This window comes from Methylobacterium pseudosasicola, from assembly GCF_900114535.1.
Lineage (GTDB): Bacteria > Pseudomonadota > Alphaproteobacteria > Rhizobiales > Beijerinckiaceae > Methylobacterium > Methylobacterium pseudosasicola.
The window spans coordinates 1-15,595 of the sequence record NZ_FOTK01000072.1 but is presented as its reverse complement, the minus strand read 5'-3'; the positions used below and the strand labels follow the sequence as shown (position 1 = coordinate 15,595).

General features: G+C 67.3%; 13 protein-coding genes and 3 pseudogenes. 9 read left to right on the top strand and 7 right to left on the bottom strand.

What is annotated here, in order from left to right; translation table 11 throughout:
- The 5 genes and pseudogenes from BM228_RS34320 to BM228_RS35700 all read right to left on the bottom strand — a co-directional run.
- Positions 1–147: pseudogene (locus BM228_RS34320) on the bottom strand (IS3 family transposase); the annotation flags it as partial.
- A gap of 20 nt (positions 148–167) precedes the next feature.
- Positions 168–2,930, bottom strand: a complete 2,763-nt coding sequence (locus tag BM228_RS31380) for a hybrid sensor histidine kinase/response regulator (RefSeq protein ID WP_139234304.1) — start codon at positions 2,928–2,930, stop codon at positions 168–170.
- Positions 2,923–3,120 carry a type II toxin-antitoxin system ParD family antitoxin gene (locus BM228_RS31375; protein WP_092046915.1) on the bottom strand — a complete coding sequence of 66 codons (198 nt, stop codon included), beginning with the start codon at positions 3,118–3,120 and terminating at the stop codon, positions 2,923–2,925. The genes BM228_RS31380 and BM228_RS31375 overlap by 8 nt, the downstream gene beginning before the upstream one ends.
- A 133-nt stretch (positions 3,121–3,253) precedes the next feature.
- Entirely contained in the window at positions 3,254–5,356 is a 2,103-nt protein-coding gene (locus BM228_RS31370) for an ATP-binding protein (RefSeq protein WP_092046912.1), read from the bottom strand.
- Positions 5,349–5,468 (bottom strand): annotated as a pseudogene (locus BM228_RS35700) (hypothetical protein); the annotation flags it as partial. The gene BM228_RS31370 and the pseudogene BM228_RS35700, both read right to left, overlap by 8 nt.
- A 412-nt stretch (positions 5,469–5,880) precedes the next feature.
- Here BM228_RS35700 and BM228_RS31365 point away from each other — a divergent pair.
- The 8 genes and pseudogenes from BM228_RS31365 to BM228_RS31330 all read left to right on the top strand — a co-directional run bounded on the left by BM228_RS31365 (position 5,881) and on the right by BM228_RS31330 (position 13,150).
- Positions 5,881–7,149: an alpha/beta hydrolase gene (locus BM228_RS31365; protein ID WP_167367886.1), complete on the top strand. Its 1,269-nt coding sequence runs from the start codon at positions 5,881–5,883 to the stop codon at positions 7,147–7,149.
- A gap of 78 nt (positions 7,150–7,227) precedes the next feature.
- On the top strand, positions 7,228–7,506 hold the full coding sequence (locus BM228_RS31360) for a 3',5'-cyclic-nucleotide phosphodiesterase (RefSeq protein WP_244537412.1): 279 nt from the start codon (positions 7,228–7,230) through the stop codon (positions 7,504–7,506).
- A gap of 456 nt (positions 7,507–7,962) precedes the next feature.
- Entirely contained in the window at positions 7,963–8,199 is a 237-nt protein-coding gene (locus tag BM228_RS31355; protein ID WP_048434660.1) for a hypothetical protein, read from the top strand.
- A gap of 78 nt (positions 8,200–8,277) precedes the next feature.
- A complete protein-coding gene (locus BM228_RS31350; RefSeq protein WP_425285026.1) occupies positions 8,278–9,159 on the top strand; it encodes a cytochrome b/b6 domain-containing protein in 882 nt (293 codons plus the stop codon).
- Entirely contained in the window at positions 9,156–10,079 is a 924-nt protein-coding gene (locus BM228_RS31345; protein ID WP_092046908.1) for a molybdopterin-binding protein, read from the top strand. The genes BM228_RS31350 and BM228_RS31345 overlap by 4 nt, the downstream gene beginning before the upstream one ends.
- A 256-nt stretch (positions 10,080–10,335) precedes the next feature.
- Positions 10,336–11,124, top strand: coding sequence for an alpha/beta fold hydrolase (locus tag BM228_RS31340; RefSeq protein ID WP_092046905.1), 789 nt, complete (start codon positions 10,336–10,338; stop codon positions 11,122–11,124).
- Positions 11,125–11,444: 320 nt separating this feature from the next.
- Positions 11,445–12,527, top strand: a complete 1,083-nt coding sequence (locus tag BM228_RS31335) for a catalase family protein (protein ID WP_092046902.1) — start codon at positions 11,445–11,447, stop codon at positions 12,525–12,527.
- A 74-nt stretch (positions 12,528–12,601) separates the two neighbouring features.
- Positions 12,602–13,150 (top strand): annotated as a pseudogene (locus BM228_RS31330) (type 1 glutamine amidotransferase domain-containing protein).
- A 108-nt stretch (positions 13,151–13,258) separates the two neighbouring features.
- Here the strand turns inward: BM228_RS31330 and BM228_RS31325 are convergent.
- On the bottom strand, positions 13,259–13,672 hold the full coding sequence (locus BM228_RS31325; RefSeq protein ID WP_092046899.1) for an ester cyclase: 414 nt from the start codon (positions 13,670–13,672) through the stop codon (positions 13,259–13,261).
- Between the two features lie 213 nt (positions 13,673–13,885).
- The gene (locus tag BM228_RS31320; RefSeq protein ID WP_092046897.1) at positions 13,886–14,965 is read right to left on the bottom strand and encodes a molybdopterin-dependent oxidoreductase; all 1,080 of its coding nucleotides are present in this window, start codon (positions 14,963–14,965) and stop codon (positions 13,886–13,888) included.
- Positions 14,966–15,297: 332 nt separating this feature from the next.
- On the opposite strand from BM228_RS31320, the gene BM228_RS31315 reads away from it, so the two are divergent.
- Positions 15,298–15,595 (top strand): transposase (locus tag BM228_RS31315; RefSeq protein WP_139234303.1); only part of this gene is annotated, 298 nt, incomplete at its 3' end.

The following is a 15,595-nucleotide window of genomic DNA, read 5'->3' as shown; positions in this document are numbered from 1 at the left end:
GCCGTACTCCTTGCGCCAGCGATAGTACGTCACCTCGGTCACGCCGATCGCCCTGATCGACGCGGCAACGCTCTGTCCTTGTGAGACCAGCACGTCGACCTGACGCAGCTTGCTCACGATCTCCTCGGGCTTGGGTCGTTGGGCCATCGGTTCCGTCCTCTGTCGGCTCAAAAGCCATACTTCAGGGCGGACCACTCCCAAGGGGGCCGGTCAAGATGGCCGTTGCCGAGGATGGAGTTCTCCGCGTAGCCGGTGATGAACAGAACCTTCATGTTCGGACGGGATACGCGAGCCGCGTCAGCCATCTGCCGTCCGTTCATGCCACCGGGTAGGCCGACATCGGTCACCAGCAGGTCGATGCGCACGTTCGACTGCAACAGCTTAAGGCCCGCCGCGCTGTCGCCCGCCTCGATTGCCGTGTAGCCGAGATCTTCGAGGATGTCGGTGACGAGCATCCGCACGGACGGCTCGTCATCGACCACCAACACGGTCTCGCCCTGCTCGGAACGGGGTAGCGCGTCGAGCTTGGCCAACTGTTCGTCGTCCTCGACATCACCGTAGTGGCGCGGCAGGTAGATGCACACCGTCGATCCTTTGCCGACCTCAGAGTAGATGCGCACCTGCCCGCCCGACTGCTGGGCGAAGCCGTAGATCATCGACAGCCCCAGCCCGGTACCCTCGCCGATGGGCTTGGTCGTGAAGAACGGCTCGAACACCCGCGCGATGACCTCGGGCGGCATGCCGGTACCGCTGTCGGTCACGCACAGCGAAAGGTACTGCCCTTCGGGCATGTCGAGCTTGCGGGCGGCGCGCTCATCGAGCCACTTGTTATGGGTCTCGACCGTGATGCGCCCGCCTTCCGGCATGGCGTCGCGGGCGTTGATGCACAGGTTCAGCAGCGCGTTTTCAAGCTGGGATGGGTCCACCAGCGCGGGCCAGAGACCGACCGCACCAACCACCTCAATCGGGATGGATGGCCCGACCGTGCGCTGGATCATCTCCTGCATGCCCGCGACGAGGCGGTTCACATCGGTGGGCTTGGGGTCGAGTGTCTGACGGCGCGAGAAGGCGAGCAATCGATGCGTCAGGGCGGCGGCGCGCTTCGAGGCCCCCTGCGCGACCGTCATGTAGCGTTCGACATCCTGGAAGCGGCCCTGCTGCATGCGGTTCTGCATCATCTCCAGAGAGCCGGAGATGCCCGCGAGCAGGTTGTTGAAATCGTGCGCGAGCCCACCCGTGAGTTGGCCGACCGCCTCCATCTTCTGGCTCTGGCGCAGCGCCTCCGCCTGTTCCCTCTCGACCGTCACGTCACGACCGGCCGCGTAGACCCGCCCATCCTCGAAGGCCGCCGTCCAGCCGAACCAACGGTAGGAGCCGTCCTTGCCACGGAAGCGGTAGACGTAAGGCTCGGTGAGGGGTTTCTCGAAGATGCCGGCGAAGGCCACCAGGGTGGCGTCCAGGTCGTCGGGATGGGTGTAGGAGATGAACTTGGAGCCGACCAGTTCCCCTTCCGTCCAACCCAGCAGCGTCGTCCATCGGGAGTTGACGGCCTCCAGGGTGCCTTCCGGGGACGCGACCACCAGGAGTTCTTGCGCCAGGCGCCAGGATCGGTCCCGCTCGCTGGTACGCGCCGCGAGTTCGGCTGCCTGCGCCTTCTCCTCGGTCACGTCCCGCGCCACGCAATAGAGGCGGTCCCCCTCCGGAACGGCCGTCCACGACAGGTGACGGTAGTCGCCCGCCCGCGTCCGGAAACGGTTCTCGAAAGCCGGCGTCGGGGTACCGCTTTCGGCGAGACGCCGGACCTCGGCGCGTGTCCTCTCCCGGTCGTCGGGATGCTCCAGCCACTCGGAGGTGCGGCCGATCAGTTCCTCCTCGGTCCAGCCCAGAACGCGGGTCCAGGCAGGGTTGACGGTCTGGAGCACGCCCGCGAGGTCGCTGACCAGCAGCATGTCGCGGCTGACCCGCCAGATCCGGTTTCGCTCGGCGGTGCGCTCCTCGACGCGTTGTTCCAGTGTGAGGTTCCGTTCGCGCAACTGTGCTTCCGCGCGTCTGACCTCCGTCACGTCACCGATGGCACCCAGCATTCGCCAAGCGCCGTCCTCGCCCTGAACAACGACGCCGCTGCTGGAGATCGCGCGCCGCGAACCATCGAGCAGTAGGAAGTCGTAGTCGAGGGAGATGCGTTCCCCGCGGGGGTCGGCATCGGGGCGGCTCGCGCGTTCGATGATCTCCGTGCAGCGCGTCACGACCCGGTCGAAATCCTCCGGGGCGACACGGCTGAAGATCTCCGTGGCTTGGACTTCGCCAGCCTCGGGCGCGTCGTAGATCTCGCGACTGCGGGCATCGAGATCGACCAGCCCCGTCGCGGGAAACCACTCGAACGTTCCCAGCCGGGCAACCCGGAGCGCCGTTTCCAATCGAGCCCTGATCCGCTTCTCGGCGAGCTCGGCGGCCTTTTGCGCGGTGATCTCGCTGCATGCGCAGAATACGCCAGCTACCATGCCCCTCTCATCGCTGACGGGCATATAGGAGAACGAGAAGAACGCCTCCTTCGGGCGACCGGGCCGGTCGATGTGCAGCTCGATCTCATCCATGTGTACGGGCTCGCCGGAGAACACCCGCGCGAAAAGAGGCAGGCACACGTCAGCGATGTCCGGCCAAACCTCGAAGAAGGGCCGGCCGAGGCCGGCCGGATGGCGGTCAGCCATCAGAACGGCGTAGGGATCGTTATAGAGCAGGGTCCGCTCCGGCCCCCAGGCAACGAACATCGGCTGACCGGCGGCGAGCATAACCTCCACGAGCGTCTTCAGCGGCTGCGGCCAGTCCGCCGATGGGCCAAGTGGGGTGGCCGCCCAGTCGTGCGCTCGCATGAGCGCACCCAATCGGCTCCCGTTCGAAAACGCAGCGGTCTGCGCCATGAGTTCAGGCACGGGCTGTATCGCCCTGTTCCCGCTTGGCCTGCGTCTCCCTCGGCGTAGCCGTCTCTACGCGGTCGAGCAGCCGTAGGGCGGCGCGCACGACCTCGCTGGTGCTCGCGAAGCGGCCGGATTGCAGGCACGACCGGATAAGGTCGTCCTGTTCCGGGGTGATCGAGACGGTGATGCTTCTGCGCACGGTCATGCTTGGGGATTTGCATTGTGAGGAGGTTCCTCACAAGTCACGTATTCGTCGCGCTGGCAAAGCCTGGGAGCGGACCTTCCGACCTACCGCAACGGGTCGTGAGCGTACGGTACCGAGCGTTCGGCTTCGACCACTATGCGTCAAGGATGCGATCCCCTTGGCGGCCCCTCTTGGCGTTGTGCAGCGTCCGGGAAAGCTGCTCTATCGAGTAAGGCTTCTGCAGCAACTCGAACCCGTGCGTGCCTTCCTTCGCCAGGACGTGGCTATAGCCCGAGGTCAGCACCACCGGCAGTCCGGGGTGCCGGCGCCGGATTTCCTCGGCGAGGTCGATTCCGCTCATGCCGGGCATCACCACGTCCGTGAACACCACGTCGAAGCGGGCCGCGTCCGGCGCCAGAACGGCCAGCGCCTCCTCGCCGCCGGCGGCGAGGATCGGCAGGTACCCGAGTTCGATCAGGGCCTGCACCGAGAAGCTCCCCACGTCCGCGTTGTCCTCCACCACCAGCACCCGGGTGTCGTGGCCGACCGTCAGCATGTCCGGACCGATGGCCTTGGTCGCCTTGCGCCGCGCCTCGGCGACACGCGGCAGGTAGAGCGTGAAGGTCGTGCCCTCGCCGACGACGCTCGACACCATCACGTCGCCGCCCGACTGCTTGGCGAACCCGAACACCTGGGAAAGCCCGAGGCCGGTCCCCTTGCCGATCTCCTTGGTGGTGAAGAACGGCTCGAAGATCCGGTCGATCCTGTCAGGCGCGATGCCGCTGCCGGTGTCGCTGAGCGAGATGGCGACGTAGGGACCCGGGATGGCCCCGTGGGCGCGCCTGGCGGGCATCGCGTCGGCCGGGCTTACGGTGATGTCGATCCGCCCGTCCCCGTCCATCGCGTCGCGGGCGTTGACCGCCATGTTCACCAGCGCGGTGTCGAACTGGCTCGGGTCGGCGTCGATGAACAGGCGATGCTCGGGCAGGTCGATGCCAAGCTTGATCCGGGCTCCGGTCAGCGTCCCCATCATCTCGGAGATCGCGCGGACGCCGTCGCAGGCGGCGAACACCTCGGGCTGGAGCGTCTGGCGGCGGGCGAAGGCGAGCAGCTGCCCGGTCAGCCGGGCGGCGCGGTCCACCGTGTCGGAGATGGCCGCGACGTAGCGGGTACGCCGCTCCTCGGCGAGGTTCGGCCGCTTGAGAAGGTCGCTGGACGACTTGATGACGGTAAGCAGGTTGTTGAAGTCATGCGCGACGCTGCCCGTGAGCTGGCCGATGGCCTCCAGCTTCTGAGACTGACGCAGCGCCTCCTCGGTCTGCAGCAGGCCGTGGGCCTGCTCGGTCTCGACCGTGACGTCGCGCCCGTAGCAGTAGATCAGGCCGTCCTCCGGAGTCGTGACCCAGGCGATCCAGCGGTCGCTCCCGTCCTTGTGCAGGTACCGGTTCCGGTGCGGCGGCAGGGGCTCCCGCAGCGCCTGCGCAAGCGCCTCACGCGAAGCCTGGTGACCGTCCGGGTGGGTGAACGCGAACAGGTTCCGGCCGACCATCTCCTCGGGCGCCCACCCCAGCAGCCGCGTCGCGGACGGGCTCACGGCCTGGAAAACCCCTTCCGCGTCGATGATGAGTTGCAGGTCCTGGGCGTTGCGCCAGACCCGGTCGAGATCGGCGTTGCTCCGGGCGACTTGCCGTCCCAACGAAACGTTCAGTCCGGTCAGGGCCGCTTCCGCCCGCGACTGGGTCTCGCCCTTGCGGCGGAGTTCGAGCAGCGTGGTCGCCTGCCGGGCCAGGGCGGTCAGGCTTTCCCGTTGGCCTTCGGTCAACCCGGCCGGTCGGGGTTCGTGGTCGATCACGCACAGGCTGCCGATGGTCATGCCCTCGGGCGTACGCAGCGGCGCACCTGCGTAGAACCGGATGAACGGTTCGCCGGTCACCAACGGATTGGCGGTGGTGCGCGGATCGAGTGCCAGGTCAGGGATGACGAGGACATCTTGTTCGGCAAGGACGAACTTGCAGACGGAACTGTCGAGGTCGGTCTCGCAGCGCGGGAATCCCACGCGAGCCTTGAACCACTGTCGGTCGCGGTCGACGAGGCTGACCAGGGCCACCGGCGCGTCGCAGATCCGCGACGCCAGCAGGGTGAGGTCCTCGAAGCCCTGCTCGGCCGGCGTGTCGAGGATGCCGTACGCGTCAAGCGCGGCCAGGCGCACGCCGTCCTCGGCAACGAATGGCGTGCCCTCGGGCGTCGGCTTAGACATGGCTGTCCGCCTTCGTCGAGCGGCCCGCATCGGCGCGACCTCGCCTATTCTGATCCTGCTCCCTGAGCAGGCGGATCGCGGTGCGGATCAGGTCGCTGACAGAGGTGTACTCGCCCTGGGCGACCTAGCTGTCCACCCACTCCGCGAGGGGGCCGGTCAAGGCGATGTGGCGCGAGTGCTTGGCGGGCATGGCTCACTCATATCAAAGCCAAGGCGGGTGTTTCCCATCATTACACCTGGGCTCTCGGTTCATCCACCCTCGGGAGCGCAAGCTTTGGTATGGTTCCTACGTCTCTGCGCGTCGATGCCGTGCATCCGGGGCACGCCGGAAACGTATCGCAGGCTGATTTCGGTCGCCTCGGACACGATGACCCATCGACCGACATCCGTTCGTCGGCCTGCCGCCGCAATCGCGCCGTACGCGGACCTCGTCTTGACGGTACGTTAACCGCCCGCCCGTCCTGGCTGGTAGCCGGGTGGGGCTGAGGATGCGTGTTTTGGGTGCGTTTGGATTGGGCCGCGGGATGCTGGCCTCCTGTGCCCTGGTTGCGCTCAGCCTGCTGCCCGCCTGCGCCGGTCGGCCGACAGGCGTGCTGCTGCCCATCGCCGCCGGGGCACCGGTGGCCGGCACCTCCCGTGTCGACATGCTCGTCGCCACGACCCGCAAGTCAGCGACGGACCGAGGCGTGCTGTTTTCGGGCGAGCGCGGCGAGGCGGTGACCTACACCGATCTCGCGGTCTCGATCCCGCCCGACGCCATCCGGCAGCCGGGCTCGGTGCAGTGGCCGAAATCCGTCCCGGGCAACCCCGCCACCGACTTCGTCGCGCTGCGCGCCGATCCGGTCGAACGCGCGAAGGTGGCGGCCTGGACCGGTCGCGCCGTCCGTGGCTCGGCCAAGCGGCACGTCCTGGTGTTCGTGCACGGCTTCAACAACAAGTTCGAGGATGCGGTCTTTCGGTTCGCGCAGATCGTGCACGATTCCGGAGCCGAGGTCGCGCCGGTGCTGTTCACCTGGCCCTCGCGCGGCTCGGTGCTCGCCTACGGCTACGACCGGGAGAGCACGAACTTCTCGCGCAACGGCCTGGAGACCCTGCTGCGGGATCTCGCCAAGGACCCGAACGTCGGCGAGGTGACGGTGCTCGCGCACTCCATGGGCAACTGGCTGACCTTGGAGAGCCTCCGCCAGATGGCCATCCGCGACCGGCGGATCGCGCCAAAGATCAGGAACGTGATCCTGGCCGCCCCGGACGTCGACATGGACCTCGCCCGGGCGGCCTTCCACGACATGGGCAAGGACCGCCCGCGGCTGACGCTGATGGTGTCCGGCGACGACCAGGCGCTGGCGGTCTCGCGCCTCGTCTGGGGGGACAGCGTGCGGCTCGGGGCCATCGATCCGTTGGCCGAGCCATACCGGTCGGAGCTCGAACGCGAGAACGTGGCGGTGCTGAACCTGTCCTCGGTGAAGTCGGAGGACGCCCTGAACCACGGCAAGTTCGCGAGCGGCGACGTGGTGGCCCTCCTGGGCAAGCGGCTCGCCGACGGGCAGCCGATCTCGGACGGGCAGATCGGCATCGGCGACCGATTGGTGAGCACGGCCGCCGGGGCCGCCTCGACAGTGGCGACAGGCGCCGCGCTGGCGGTGGCGGCCCCAGTGGCCCTGATCGACCCGCAGACCCGCGAGACCTACGGCGAGCACCTCTCGAACGTCGGCTCGGGTCTTCGCGATACCGTCGGCTCCTCCATCGACTTGGCGGGCGCTCCGGTCCGGGCCGTCACGGGCGCCGGACGGTAGGGGATCGGCCGAACCTGCGTGGGCCGCTTTCGCGGCCTCCCGCGTTGGTGCGAGCGAGTCCGTCCCCCATCGGTTCCGATGTTCGTTGGGCGACGACCGCGATCCACCCACCGGAGCCTCCATGACCCGACCCTGGCACTCGCGTTCGTCTTCGGTCTCACCCTCGTCGCGCCGGCTTCCGCGGACGACGGAAAGGAAAACCTCAAGCGTTACTGCACCGGCGACGCCACGACCTACTGCGGTGGCCTTGACCCGGCCGGGGAGGAAATGAAGGCGTGCTTCACGAAGCACCGCAAGGATCTGTCGGAGAACTGCCGGCGCGCCATCGACGCCTACACGGCGGCGGGCGGCAAATGAGCGGTTCCCGCACCATGCTCGCCGCCGTCCTGTTCGCCGCGGGTACGCTGCCGGCTTCGGCGCAGAGCGAGCCGATCCAGGGGCCCGACGATGCCAAGTGACGGGACGAGGCGAGGGACCTCGTCTTCTCCGCGCCCAACCCGAAGCGGCTGTCGCCTCGCCGAGACGCCCTGGGACTCGCCGGTGTGACAGCCCCGGAATTGCAAGGGAGCGAACACGGTCGCCTTCGATGTCTGTGCTACCGGCCTGTTCTGAAACTTTCCTCTGCACACCTCCGTACAAGTCGGCGTACGCCCGGCCTGGGCGCGGCGCGAGGCTTCGCCTCGGCGTCCGGTTTGTTGCGCTCCAAAGCCATCACAGCCGGATTTTTATTCGATAAATCAGGAACTTGATGGTCGGGTCTTCTCTTCTCCCGATGTGCGAAAGGGGATTCTTTCCCCGTACAGGAGACATTGAATGAAGATCACCACCCTTGCCCTCGCCGCCTCGGTCCTCGGCAGCCTCGCGCTTGGTGCCGGCGCCGCCTCGGCCGCCCCGATGGGCCCGAACGGACTCCAGGCCGCCCCGTCCGACGTCACCCAGGTCCGGATGACCAGCAGCGAGCGGATGATGATGAAGAAGCGCATGATGCGGAAGCAGATGATGAAGCGCCGCATGATGAAGAAGCGGATGATGATGAACCGCGGCATGTGATTTCAAGGCGCCGTGCGCTTCCGGAGGCCCCGACCCAGGGGCCTCCGCCCTAGCCGTCCAGAGTGCGGGGAAGACCGTTTGGCTCGAACCTACCTGACCCGATCAGCCCCCGAGACCGGCGAGGTCGAGCGCCGCCGCTGGATGTTTCGCCATCCCCTCGTGATCAGAGTCACCCACTGGGTGAACGCGATCTGCCTGCTGGTCCTGCTGATGAGCGGCCTGCAGATCTTCAACGCCCACCCGGCACTTTACTGGGGCAAGGTCTCGACCTTCGACGCGCCGCTCATGGCGATGACCCAGACCGAGGACGACCCGCCCAAGGGCATGACGACGGTGTTCGGCCATGGCTTCGACACGACGGGCTGGCTCGGTTCATCGGTCGGCTCCGACGGCGAGGCGGCGGACCGAGGCTTCCCGGCCTGGACGACCTTGCCGAGCGACCAGGACCTTACCGGCGGCCGTTCCTGGCATTTCTTCTTCGCCTGGGCCTTCGTCCTGAACGGCATCGCCTACCTGCTCTATGGTCTGGTCAGCGGGCAGCTGCGATTCCGTGTGATCCCGTCCCGTGACCAGATCCGGCATTTCGGGGCCTCGGTTTGGGAGCACCTGACGCTGCGCTTCCCTCAAGGAGACGAGGCCAAGCGCTACAACGTCATCCAGAAGTTCACCTACCTCGTCGTGCTGTTCGTGCTCCTGCCGGTGCAGGTGCTGGCCGGGCTCGCGATGTCGCCGGCGATGAACGCGGCCTTTCCCTTCCTTCTGACGCTCTTCGATGGACGCCAGTCGGCCCGCACGGTCCACTTCGTCGTGGCGAGCCTGCTGGTCCTGTTCGTGGTCGTGCACGTCGCCCTGGTCCTGCTGTCGGGCTTCTGGAACAACATGCGCGGCATGCTCACCGGCTGGTTCGTGATCGAGCGCAAGGTCGAGCCGGCCGTCCCTGCCGGAGAGCCCCGGGCATGAGCCGCTCACCCAACCGACGCGCCCTCCTGGTGGGGACTTCCGCCACGGCCGCGGCGGCCATGCTCGGAGGCTGCGACCGCCTGGGCAACGCGGAGTGGTTCCGGCGAACGCTGAAGACCGGCGAGGACGCCAACATCTTCGTCCAACGCCTGCTCCTGGGCGACACGACGCTGGCACCGGAATACGCCGAGGCCGACATCTCGCCGTGGTTCAAGCCGAACGGCACCGAGGACCCGCCGGACAAAGACTACAAGGCCCTGGCGATGGGCAAGTTCGCCAAGTACCACTTGGAGGTCGGCGGCCTCGTGGAGGCGCCCCTCAAGCTGTCCCTCGCCGAACTCCGCAAGCTTCCGGCCCGCACCCAGATCACCCGGCACGATTGCGTCGAGGGCTGGAGCGCCATCGGCAAATGGACCGGGGTACCCCTCGCCGAACTGCTCAACCGCGCTCGGCTCAAGCCGGAGGGGCGATACGTGGTGTTCCACTGCGCCGACACCATGGACCAGGGCAGTCCGCTCGAAGGCGGGGGAGACGACGCGGCGGCCGACGATGTCCCTGCCGGCAACGCCAACCCAAGCATGACGAAGCAGTCGGGCGGCGACGAGAGCAGGAAGGATTCCGGTGGCCAACAGGCGACGGAGGACGATGCGGCCAGCGGCGGAACGCCGGTTCGGTTCTACGAGAGCATCGACCTGGTCGATGCGTTCCACCCGCAGACCATCCTGGCCTACGACATGAACGGGGAGGCGCTTCCCGTGTCGAACGGCGCACCGCTGCGGCTGCGGGTCGAGCGCAACCTCGGCTACAAGCAGGCGAAGTACGTGATGCGGATCGAGGTGGTCGAGAGCTTCGCCCACATCGGCGGGGGCAAGGGCGGCTACTGGGAGGATCAGGGCTACGCCTGGTACGCTGGCATCTGAGTCTGCCCGGACGTGATGTCCACGTTTCTGCGAGCAGCGAGCGCGCAGCTCTATCGTGTCGAACTCCGGTGGCATCCGCCTGCGAAACTGCGGAGTAGGGTCGGCCCCGCGCCGTTTGGCTGGCTGTCGGACCGGCGACGCCGCCGGGGTGCGTTCGATATGAGCGGTCCGCGGACCTAGCTGAGACGCCCTGCCCGGCGAAACCCGCGACGGACCAATGTTCGGACTGCGGCGCGAATAAGAGGACAATGCGGTCATGTCCCTACATTTTGAACGCCTCGGCACGGGCCGGCCGCTACTGATGGTCCATGGGTTGGGGTCCAATCTTCGCACCTGGGATCCGCTCTTGCCCGCATTGCGCGGCTCGCGCGAACTGATCTTGGTCGACCTGCCAGGACATGGCAGATCGGCACCGCTCGCGGGTCGGCAGACCATGGAGGCCCATGCGGACGCCCTCGCCAGCTTCGTGCAGTCGCAAGACCTGACGTCAGCGGACCTTGTCGGCAGTTCGGTGGGGGGGCGGCTGGTGCTGGAGCTGGCGCGGCGGGGCATCGGTCGGCACTGCGTGGCACTTGATCCCGGCGGCTTCTGGTGTGGGTGGGAAACGCCCTGGTTTCACTGGACGCTCGCGGCGTCGATACGCCTGGTGCGGTTGCTACGGCCATTCCATCCCGGCCTGTCGCGCCACGCCGTCAGCCGTACGCTGCTACTGGCCCAACTGTCGGCCCGTCCGTGGGTGCTGCCACCGCAGCTTGTCGTAGGGGAGTTGCAGAGTCTGGCGGCCACACCGGTGTTCGATGCGATGCTGCGTGAGCTGGCACGCGGGCCGTTGCAGCAGGGTTCGGTGACGACCCCCGGCCTTGTCACCATAGGCTGGGGCCGCCAAGACCACCTTCTGCTGCCGCGCCAGGCTGCACGCGCCCAGGTGGCATTCCCGTCGGCCCATCTGCACTGGTTCGAGCGCTGCGGCCACTTCCCGCACTGGGATCAGCCTGCCGAGACGGCGCGCGTAATCCTTGAAACGGTCGGGAAGGATGCGCCCTGAAACGGCTTGTCGCACACCCGAGCCCGCGGTCCAACCCGGGTCGTCAAGCATTTCGGCCGAGCTTGCCGCCTCCGCTCAGCAACCGGTCCATGGTCCGGTCTTCCATTACCGTTAAAACGAAGCAGCGCTTCGAAGCCAACTCATGGCGCAGCCGACCTCAGGCAGACTTTCGACGGACGCAAGGTCATCCGGGAACGGTCCGCGGCCCCCTCGATATTCGGAACGGGATCCCGTTTCAGACTCAATACGTCGTACCAGAGTCCGCCGCCCTCTCTTCTGCCGCGGTCCGCTTCAGTTCCCCGATCACCGTGAGGAAGATCATGACCTACCTTCGATATGCCCCCGACATCGAGAAGCCTGCTGCGGACGAGCAGAAGACGATTGACGGCATCATCAACGGCATGACGCAACAATCGGAGACGGTCGAGGCACGCGAGCACCATGCCGTGCGTGCCAGCCACGCCAAAAGCTCGGCCTGCGTCACCGGCGAGTTGACGATTTCCGCTGGCCTGCCGCTCGAACTGGCCCAAGGGTTGTTCGCCACGCCCGGCACCCACCCCGTGGCGGTCCGTTTCGCTCAAGGGCCGGGCGAGACGCTGGGTGACCGGGTCTCGACCCACCGCGGCATGTCCATCAAGGTCTTCGACGTTCCGGGGGAGAAGCTCCCCGGCCATTCCGTCGACACCCAGGATTTCGTCCTCGCGACCGGGACCACCTTTCCGTCCGGTACGGCGGCGGGCTTCCTGCGCGACGGCACGGTCATCGGCAAGTCGACCGGTCTGCCGGAGGGCGTGAAGAGCGTGGTGTCCTCCACCATGCGCAACCTCAACCGGGTACTGCACGCCTTCGGCACCGAGAGCGCGATGGCCGACTTCTTCGGCCATCCCTACAGCCATCCCCTGGCCGACAGTTACTTCAGCCAGGCGCCGGTTCGCTACGGCGACCACGTGGCCAAGCTCGGGGCCGTGCCGACGACCGAGGCCCAACGTGCGCTGTCCGAGTGGAGGCTCGACCCGCACCAGGACGAAGATGGCTTCCGGCACGCCACCGTCGCGTTCTTCCGGGAGAACGAGGTGGTGTTCGAGATCAAGGCGCAGCTCTGGGCCGATGCCGAGCGGCAACCCATCGAGGACGCCTCGGTGGATTGGCCGGTCTCGGTCAGCCCCTACCGCACGGTGGCGACGGTCCGCCTGCCGCGCCAGGACGCCTACTCGCCGGAGCGGGTGCGCTACTTCGACGAGGTGATGACTTTCCGCCCTGCGCACAGTCTCGCGGTGCACCGGCCGCTCGGCTCGGTGATGCGGGCACGGTTGCAGGTCTACAAGGCGCTGAGCGACTTCCGCCACCGCGAGAACGGCGTGGCGGCCGAGGACACCGCCGGCATCGACCGCATCCCGGCGTGAGGAACGGCGCGAACGGCGCCTCCGTTGAATGACGACATTCAGAAGGATGATGACATGAGCTTGCATGGCAAAAGATCGCGATCCTGATCGCACCGCGCGGCACCGAGGAGCCGGAGTTCGCCAAGCCGCATGAGGCGGTGAAGCAGGCCGCGGCGACCGTGACGGTCATCGGTCTGGAGGCCAGCGAGGCCGAGACGGTCAACAACGACCTCGATCCCGCCGGCCGCTACAAGGTGGACAGGACCATCGAGGGGGCCTCGGCCGCGGACTACGACGGGCTTGTCATCCCCGGCGGTTGCGTCGGCGCCGACAAGCTCCGGGCGAGCAAGGACGTCGTGGCGTTCGTCCGGGACTTCTTCGCCGCGGGTAAGCCGGTCGGTGTCATCTGCCACGGTCCCTAGACGCTGATCGAGGCGGACGTCGTGAAGGGCCGGACGCTCACCTCCTACCCCACGGTTCGCCGCGACATCGAGAACGCCGGCGGCACCTGGGTCGACGAGGAGGTCATCTGCGACAAGGGGCTGGTCACAAGCCGTACCCCGAAGGATCTGCCAGCCTTCTGCGCCAAGATCGTCGCGGAGTTCGCGGAGGGCCGCCATCCCGACCAGGCCAGGAGCGCCTGAGGATCCGGACGGCCAGCGGTTGGTTCTGAGCGCCCGGGGCGGCCCAGGCCGACCCGGGTTAGGGCTTGACGACGTCCCTTGGCCGGGACGCCCTCGCGGAGGCCTCTGTCATCCCTCGATGGCACCGATCTGCTTGAGGATGCCAAGCTCGTCTGAGGAACCCCACCGCTCGACCATCTTGCCGTCGACGAAGCGGCCGATCTGCATGCCGCGGACCTTGATGGCCTTCCCGGTCGGCTTGTGGCCGTTGAAGTCGCCCTGGTGAGTGCCGGTGAGCGTGTAGGCGAAGGCGACGCTGTCCCCCTCGGCGACGAGCTTCTTCACCTCGACCTGCATGTCGGGAAAGGCGGAGCGAAGCTGCGTGAAAAACATCTGGTATCCCTCGGGACCCATGTGCTGGCCCGGCGCCGGGTCGTGATCGTGGCAATCCGGGGCGACGACCTCGGGGAAGGCTTCGAACCGGCCGCCGTTGACGAGCTCGCCGAATTTCTCGGTGGCTTGGACGCTGGTCTCACGGGACATGGAGTTCCTTGCGGTTTGGGGGCGGCGACACGGCGCCGGGTATCTCGACGCACGGGAAACTCTCGCCAAGGTCGGACGTTGCCTGTGCCGCGCACGACAGGGTCGGAATGACCGCCGGGCGTCACGTCGGATCGTGGCGGGATGCCGGGTCGGCCGCTGTGTGGGCCGTCGTCCACGAGGGCGGAGGTAGGCGATAGGCCATGTCGCCTGTCCCTAGGCGACGTTAACCCGTACCCGATGCCAGCAGGCGCACAGGTAGCCCTTGTGGTTCCAGGTCTCGTCCGGCATTGCCGGCTGCGTTTGGCCCGCTTCGTCCCAGGCGCGCACGGCGAGTTCATGCTCGCCCGCAGGCAAGTCGAGGCTTATGCTCCAGAACGTCCAGGCGAACGGAGCGTCCGCCTCGTGTGCGAGCTCGGCCTGTACCCAGGACCGGCCGCCGTTCCCGGAGACGTCGACGCGTACGACGGCCCGATCCCCGCTCACCGCGTAGCCGCGGACCCTATTACCCCCTGACTTGAGGGTTGCCCCAGCCCCGGGCTCGCAGATCGCGGCGTTCAGCGGCATCGTATCGATGGTGTACCCCTTGGCCGGATCGGCGGCCTCGGCGGTCACGTCCGCCGGATACAGCTTGTAGTCGCCGGCCTGGATCGGGTTGTCCGAGGGGTGGTCCTGGACGCTCAGGCGCCGGAGCCATTTTGGGCTGCGTACGCCAGCGAAGCCCGGCACCACCGCGCGAACCGGAAAACCATGCTCGGGGAGCAAGGCTTCACCGTTCATGGCGTAGGCCAGCAGGGTCTCGGGCGCCATGGCCTTGGCGAGCGGGATCGAGGCGCCGTAGGGACGGCCTTCCACCATGTCGTAGCTCTCGAAGGCGACATGGTGGCCCACGTGCTCGACGACCCCCGCCTCGCGCAGGACGTCGCCGAGACGCACCCCGGTCCATTCGGCGGTGCCGATGGCTCCGGCATCCCACGGGTCGCCCGAGACCGGGGCGACCGCCCGCATGTCGGCGCGGCGATTGCCGGCGCACTGCATCGTGGCCGTGACCGTGGCTTCCGGGAAGCGGATCCGCAGATCGGATAGCGACAACTCAAGCGCGGTGCTGGTGCCGCCATCGATGGTTAAGCGCCAGGCTGCCTCGTCGAGGTCCGGCAGGTCGCCGTGCGAGCGGACGTAGAAATCCTTCGCCGGCGTCCGGTAGGAGGCCCGCAATCGGTCGAGGGGCGGTTCGGCGTTGTAGGGCTGGTCGCCGTGGACGATCAGGCGTGCCTTGCGCTCGGTCAGACTCGACATCGGAGCTCCCGTCCCAGTGGGGTTACGGGAGTGAACGCGTCGGCGGCGGCAAGGCTCAACCGGCGATGCAGGGGCCAGGGCGGCGGCGGCACGGCATCATCGCTCTGTTTGGTCGAGCCTTCGCCAAGCGTCGCAAATACCCGCCAGGACCGACCTATTCCGGGCCGTTTCTCGTGCCCTGCCGGAAAAAAGCCGAGTCCCGCCCAGGGGATGCATGGTTTGGACGGACCGTTATGAGCGGCCTGGTTGATACATTGAGCTAGCGTTCAGATTGATGATTACCTTAGAGGCTGTTATGGACCTGGGTCGGGCTGATGCTCAGATGAGCGGGGATGAGCGCGACCCGCAAGCCGTATCCGTCCGATGTTTCCGATGAGGAGTGGGCGCTGGTTGCGCCCTACCTGACGCTGCTGCGTGAGGATGCCGGTCAGCGTGAGCATGCGTTGCGCGAGGTGTTCAACGGCCTGCGCTACGTGGTCAGGAGCGGCTGCCCGTGGCGGCTGATGCCCCACGACCTGCCGCCCTGGTTTGCCGTGTATCAGCAGGCCCAGCGCTGGCTGGCGGCCGGCTGTTTCGAGCAGCTGGCCGAGGACCTGCGTGCGGTGCTGCGCATGGCGGCCGGTCGCCCAC

Excerpts from the sequence above, each read along its gene's own strand:
- BM228_RS31375 (WP_092046915.1), bottom strand. The coding sequence starts at position 3,120 with ATGACCGTGCGCAGAAGCATCACCGTCTCGATCACCCCGGAACAGGAC.
- BM228_RS31370 (WP_092046912.1), bottom strand. The coding sequence starts at position 5,356 with ATGTCTAAGCCGACGCCCGAGGGCACGCCATTCGTTGCCGAGGACGGC.
- BM228_RS31365 (WP_167367886.1), top strand. The coding sequence starts at position 5,881 with ATGCTGGCCTCCTGTGCCCTGGTTGCGCTCAGCCTGCTGCCCGCCTGC.
- BM228_RS31360 (WP_244537412.1), top strand. The coding sequence starts at position 7,228 with ATGTTCGTTGGGCGACGACCGCGATCCACCCACCGGAGCCTCCATGAC.
- BM228_RS31355 (WP_048434660.1), top strand. The coding sequence starts at position 7,963 with ATGAAGATCACCACCCTTGCCCTCGCCGCCTCGGTCCTCGGCAGCCTC.
- BM228_RS31345 (WP_092046908.1), top strand. The coding sequence starts at position 9,156 with ATGAGCCGCTCACCCAACCGACGCGCCCTCCTGGTGGGGACTTCCGCC.
- BM228_RS31340 (WP_092046905.1), top strand. The coding sequence starts at position 10,336 with ATGTCCCTACATTTTGAACGCCTCGGCACGGGCCGGCCGCTACTGATG.
- BM228_RS31335 (WP_092046902.1), top strand. The coding sequence starts at position 11,445 with ATGACCTACCTTCGATATGCCCCCGACATCGAGAAGCCTGCTGCGGAC.
- BM228_RS31325 (WP_092046899.1), bottom strand. The coding sequence starts at position 13,672 with ATGTCCCGTGAGACCAGCGTCCAAGCCACCGAGAAATTCGGCGAGCTC.
- BM228_RS31320 (WP_092046897.1), bottom strand. The coding sequence starts at position 14,965 with ATGTCGAGTCTGACCGAGCGCAAGGCACGCCTGATCGTCCACGGCGAC.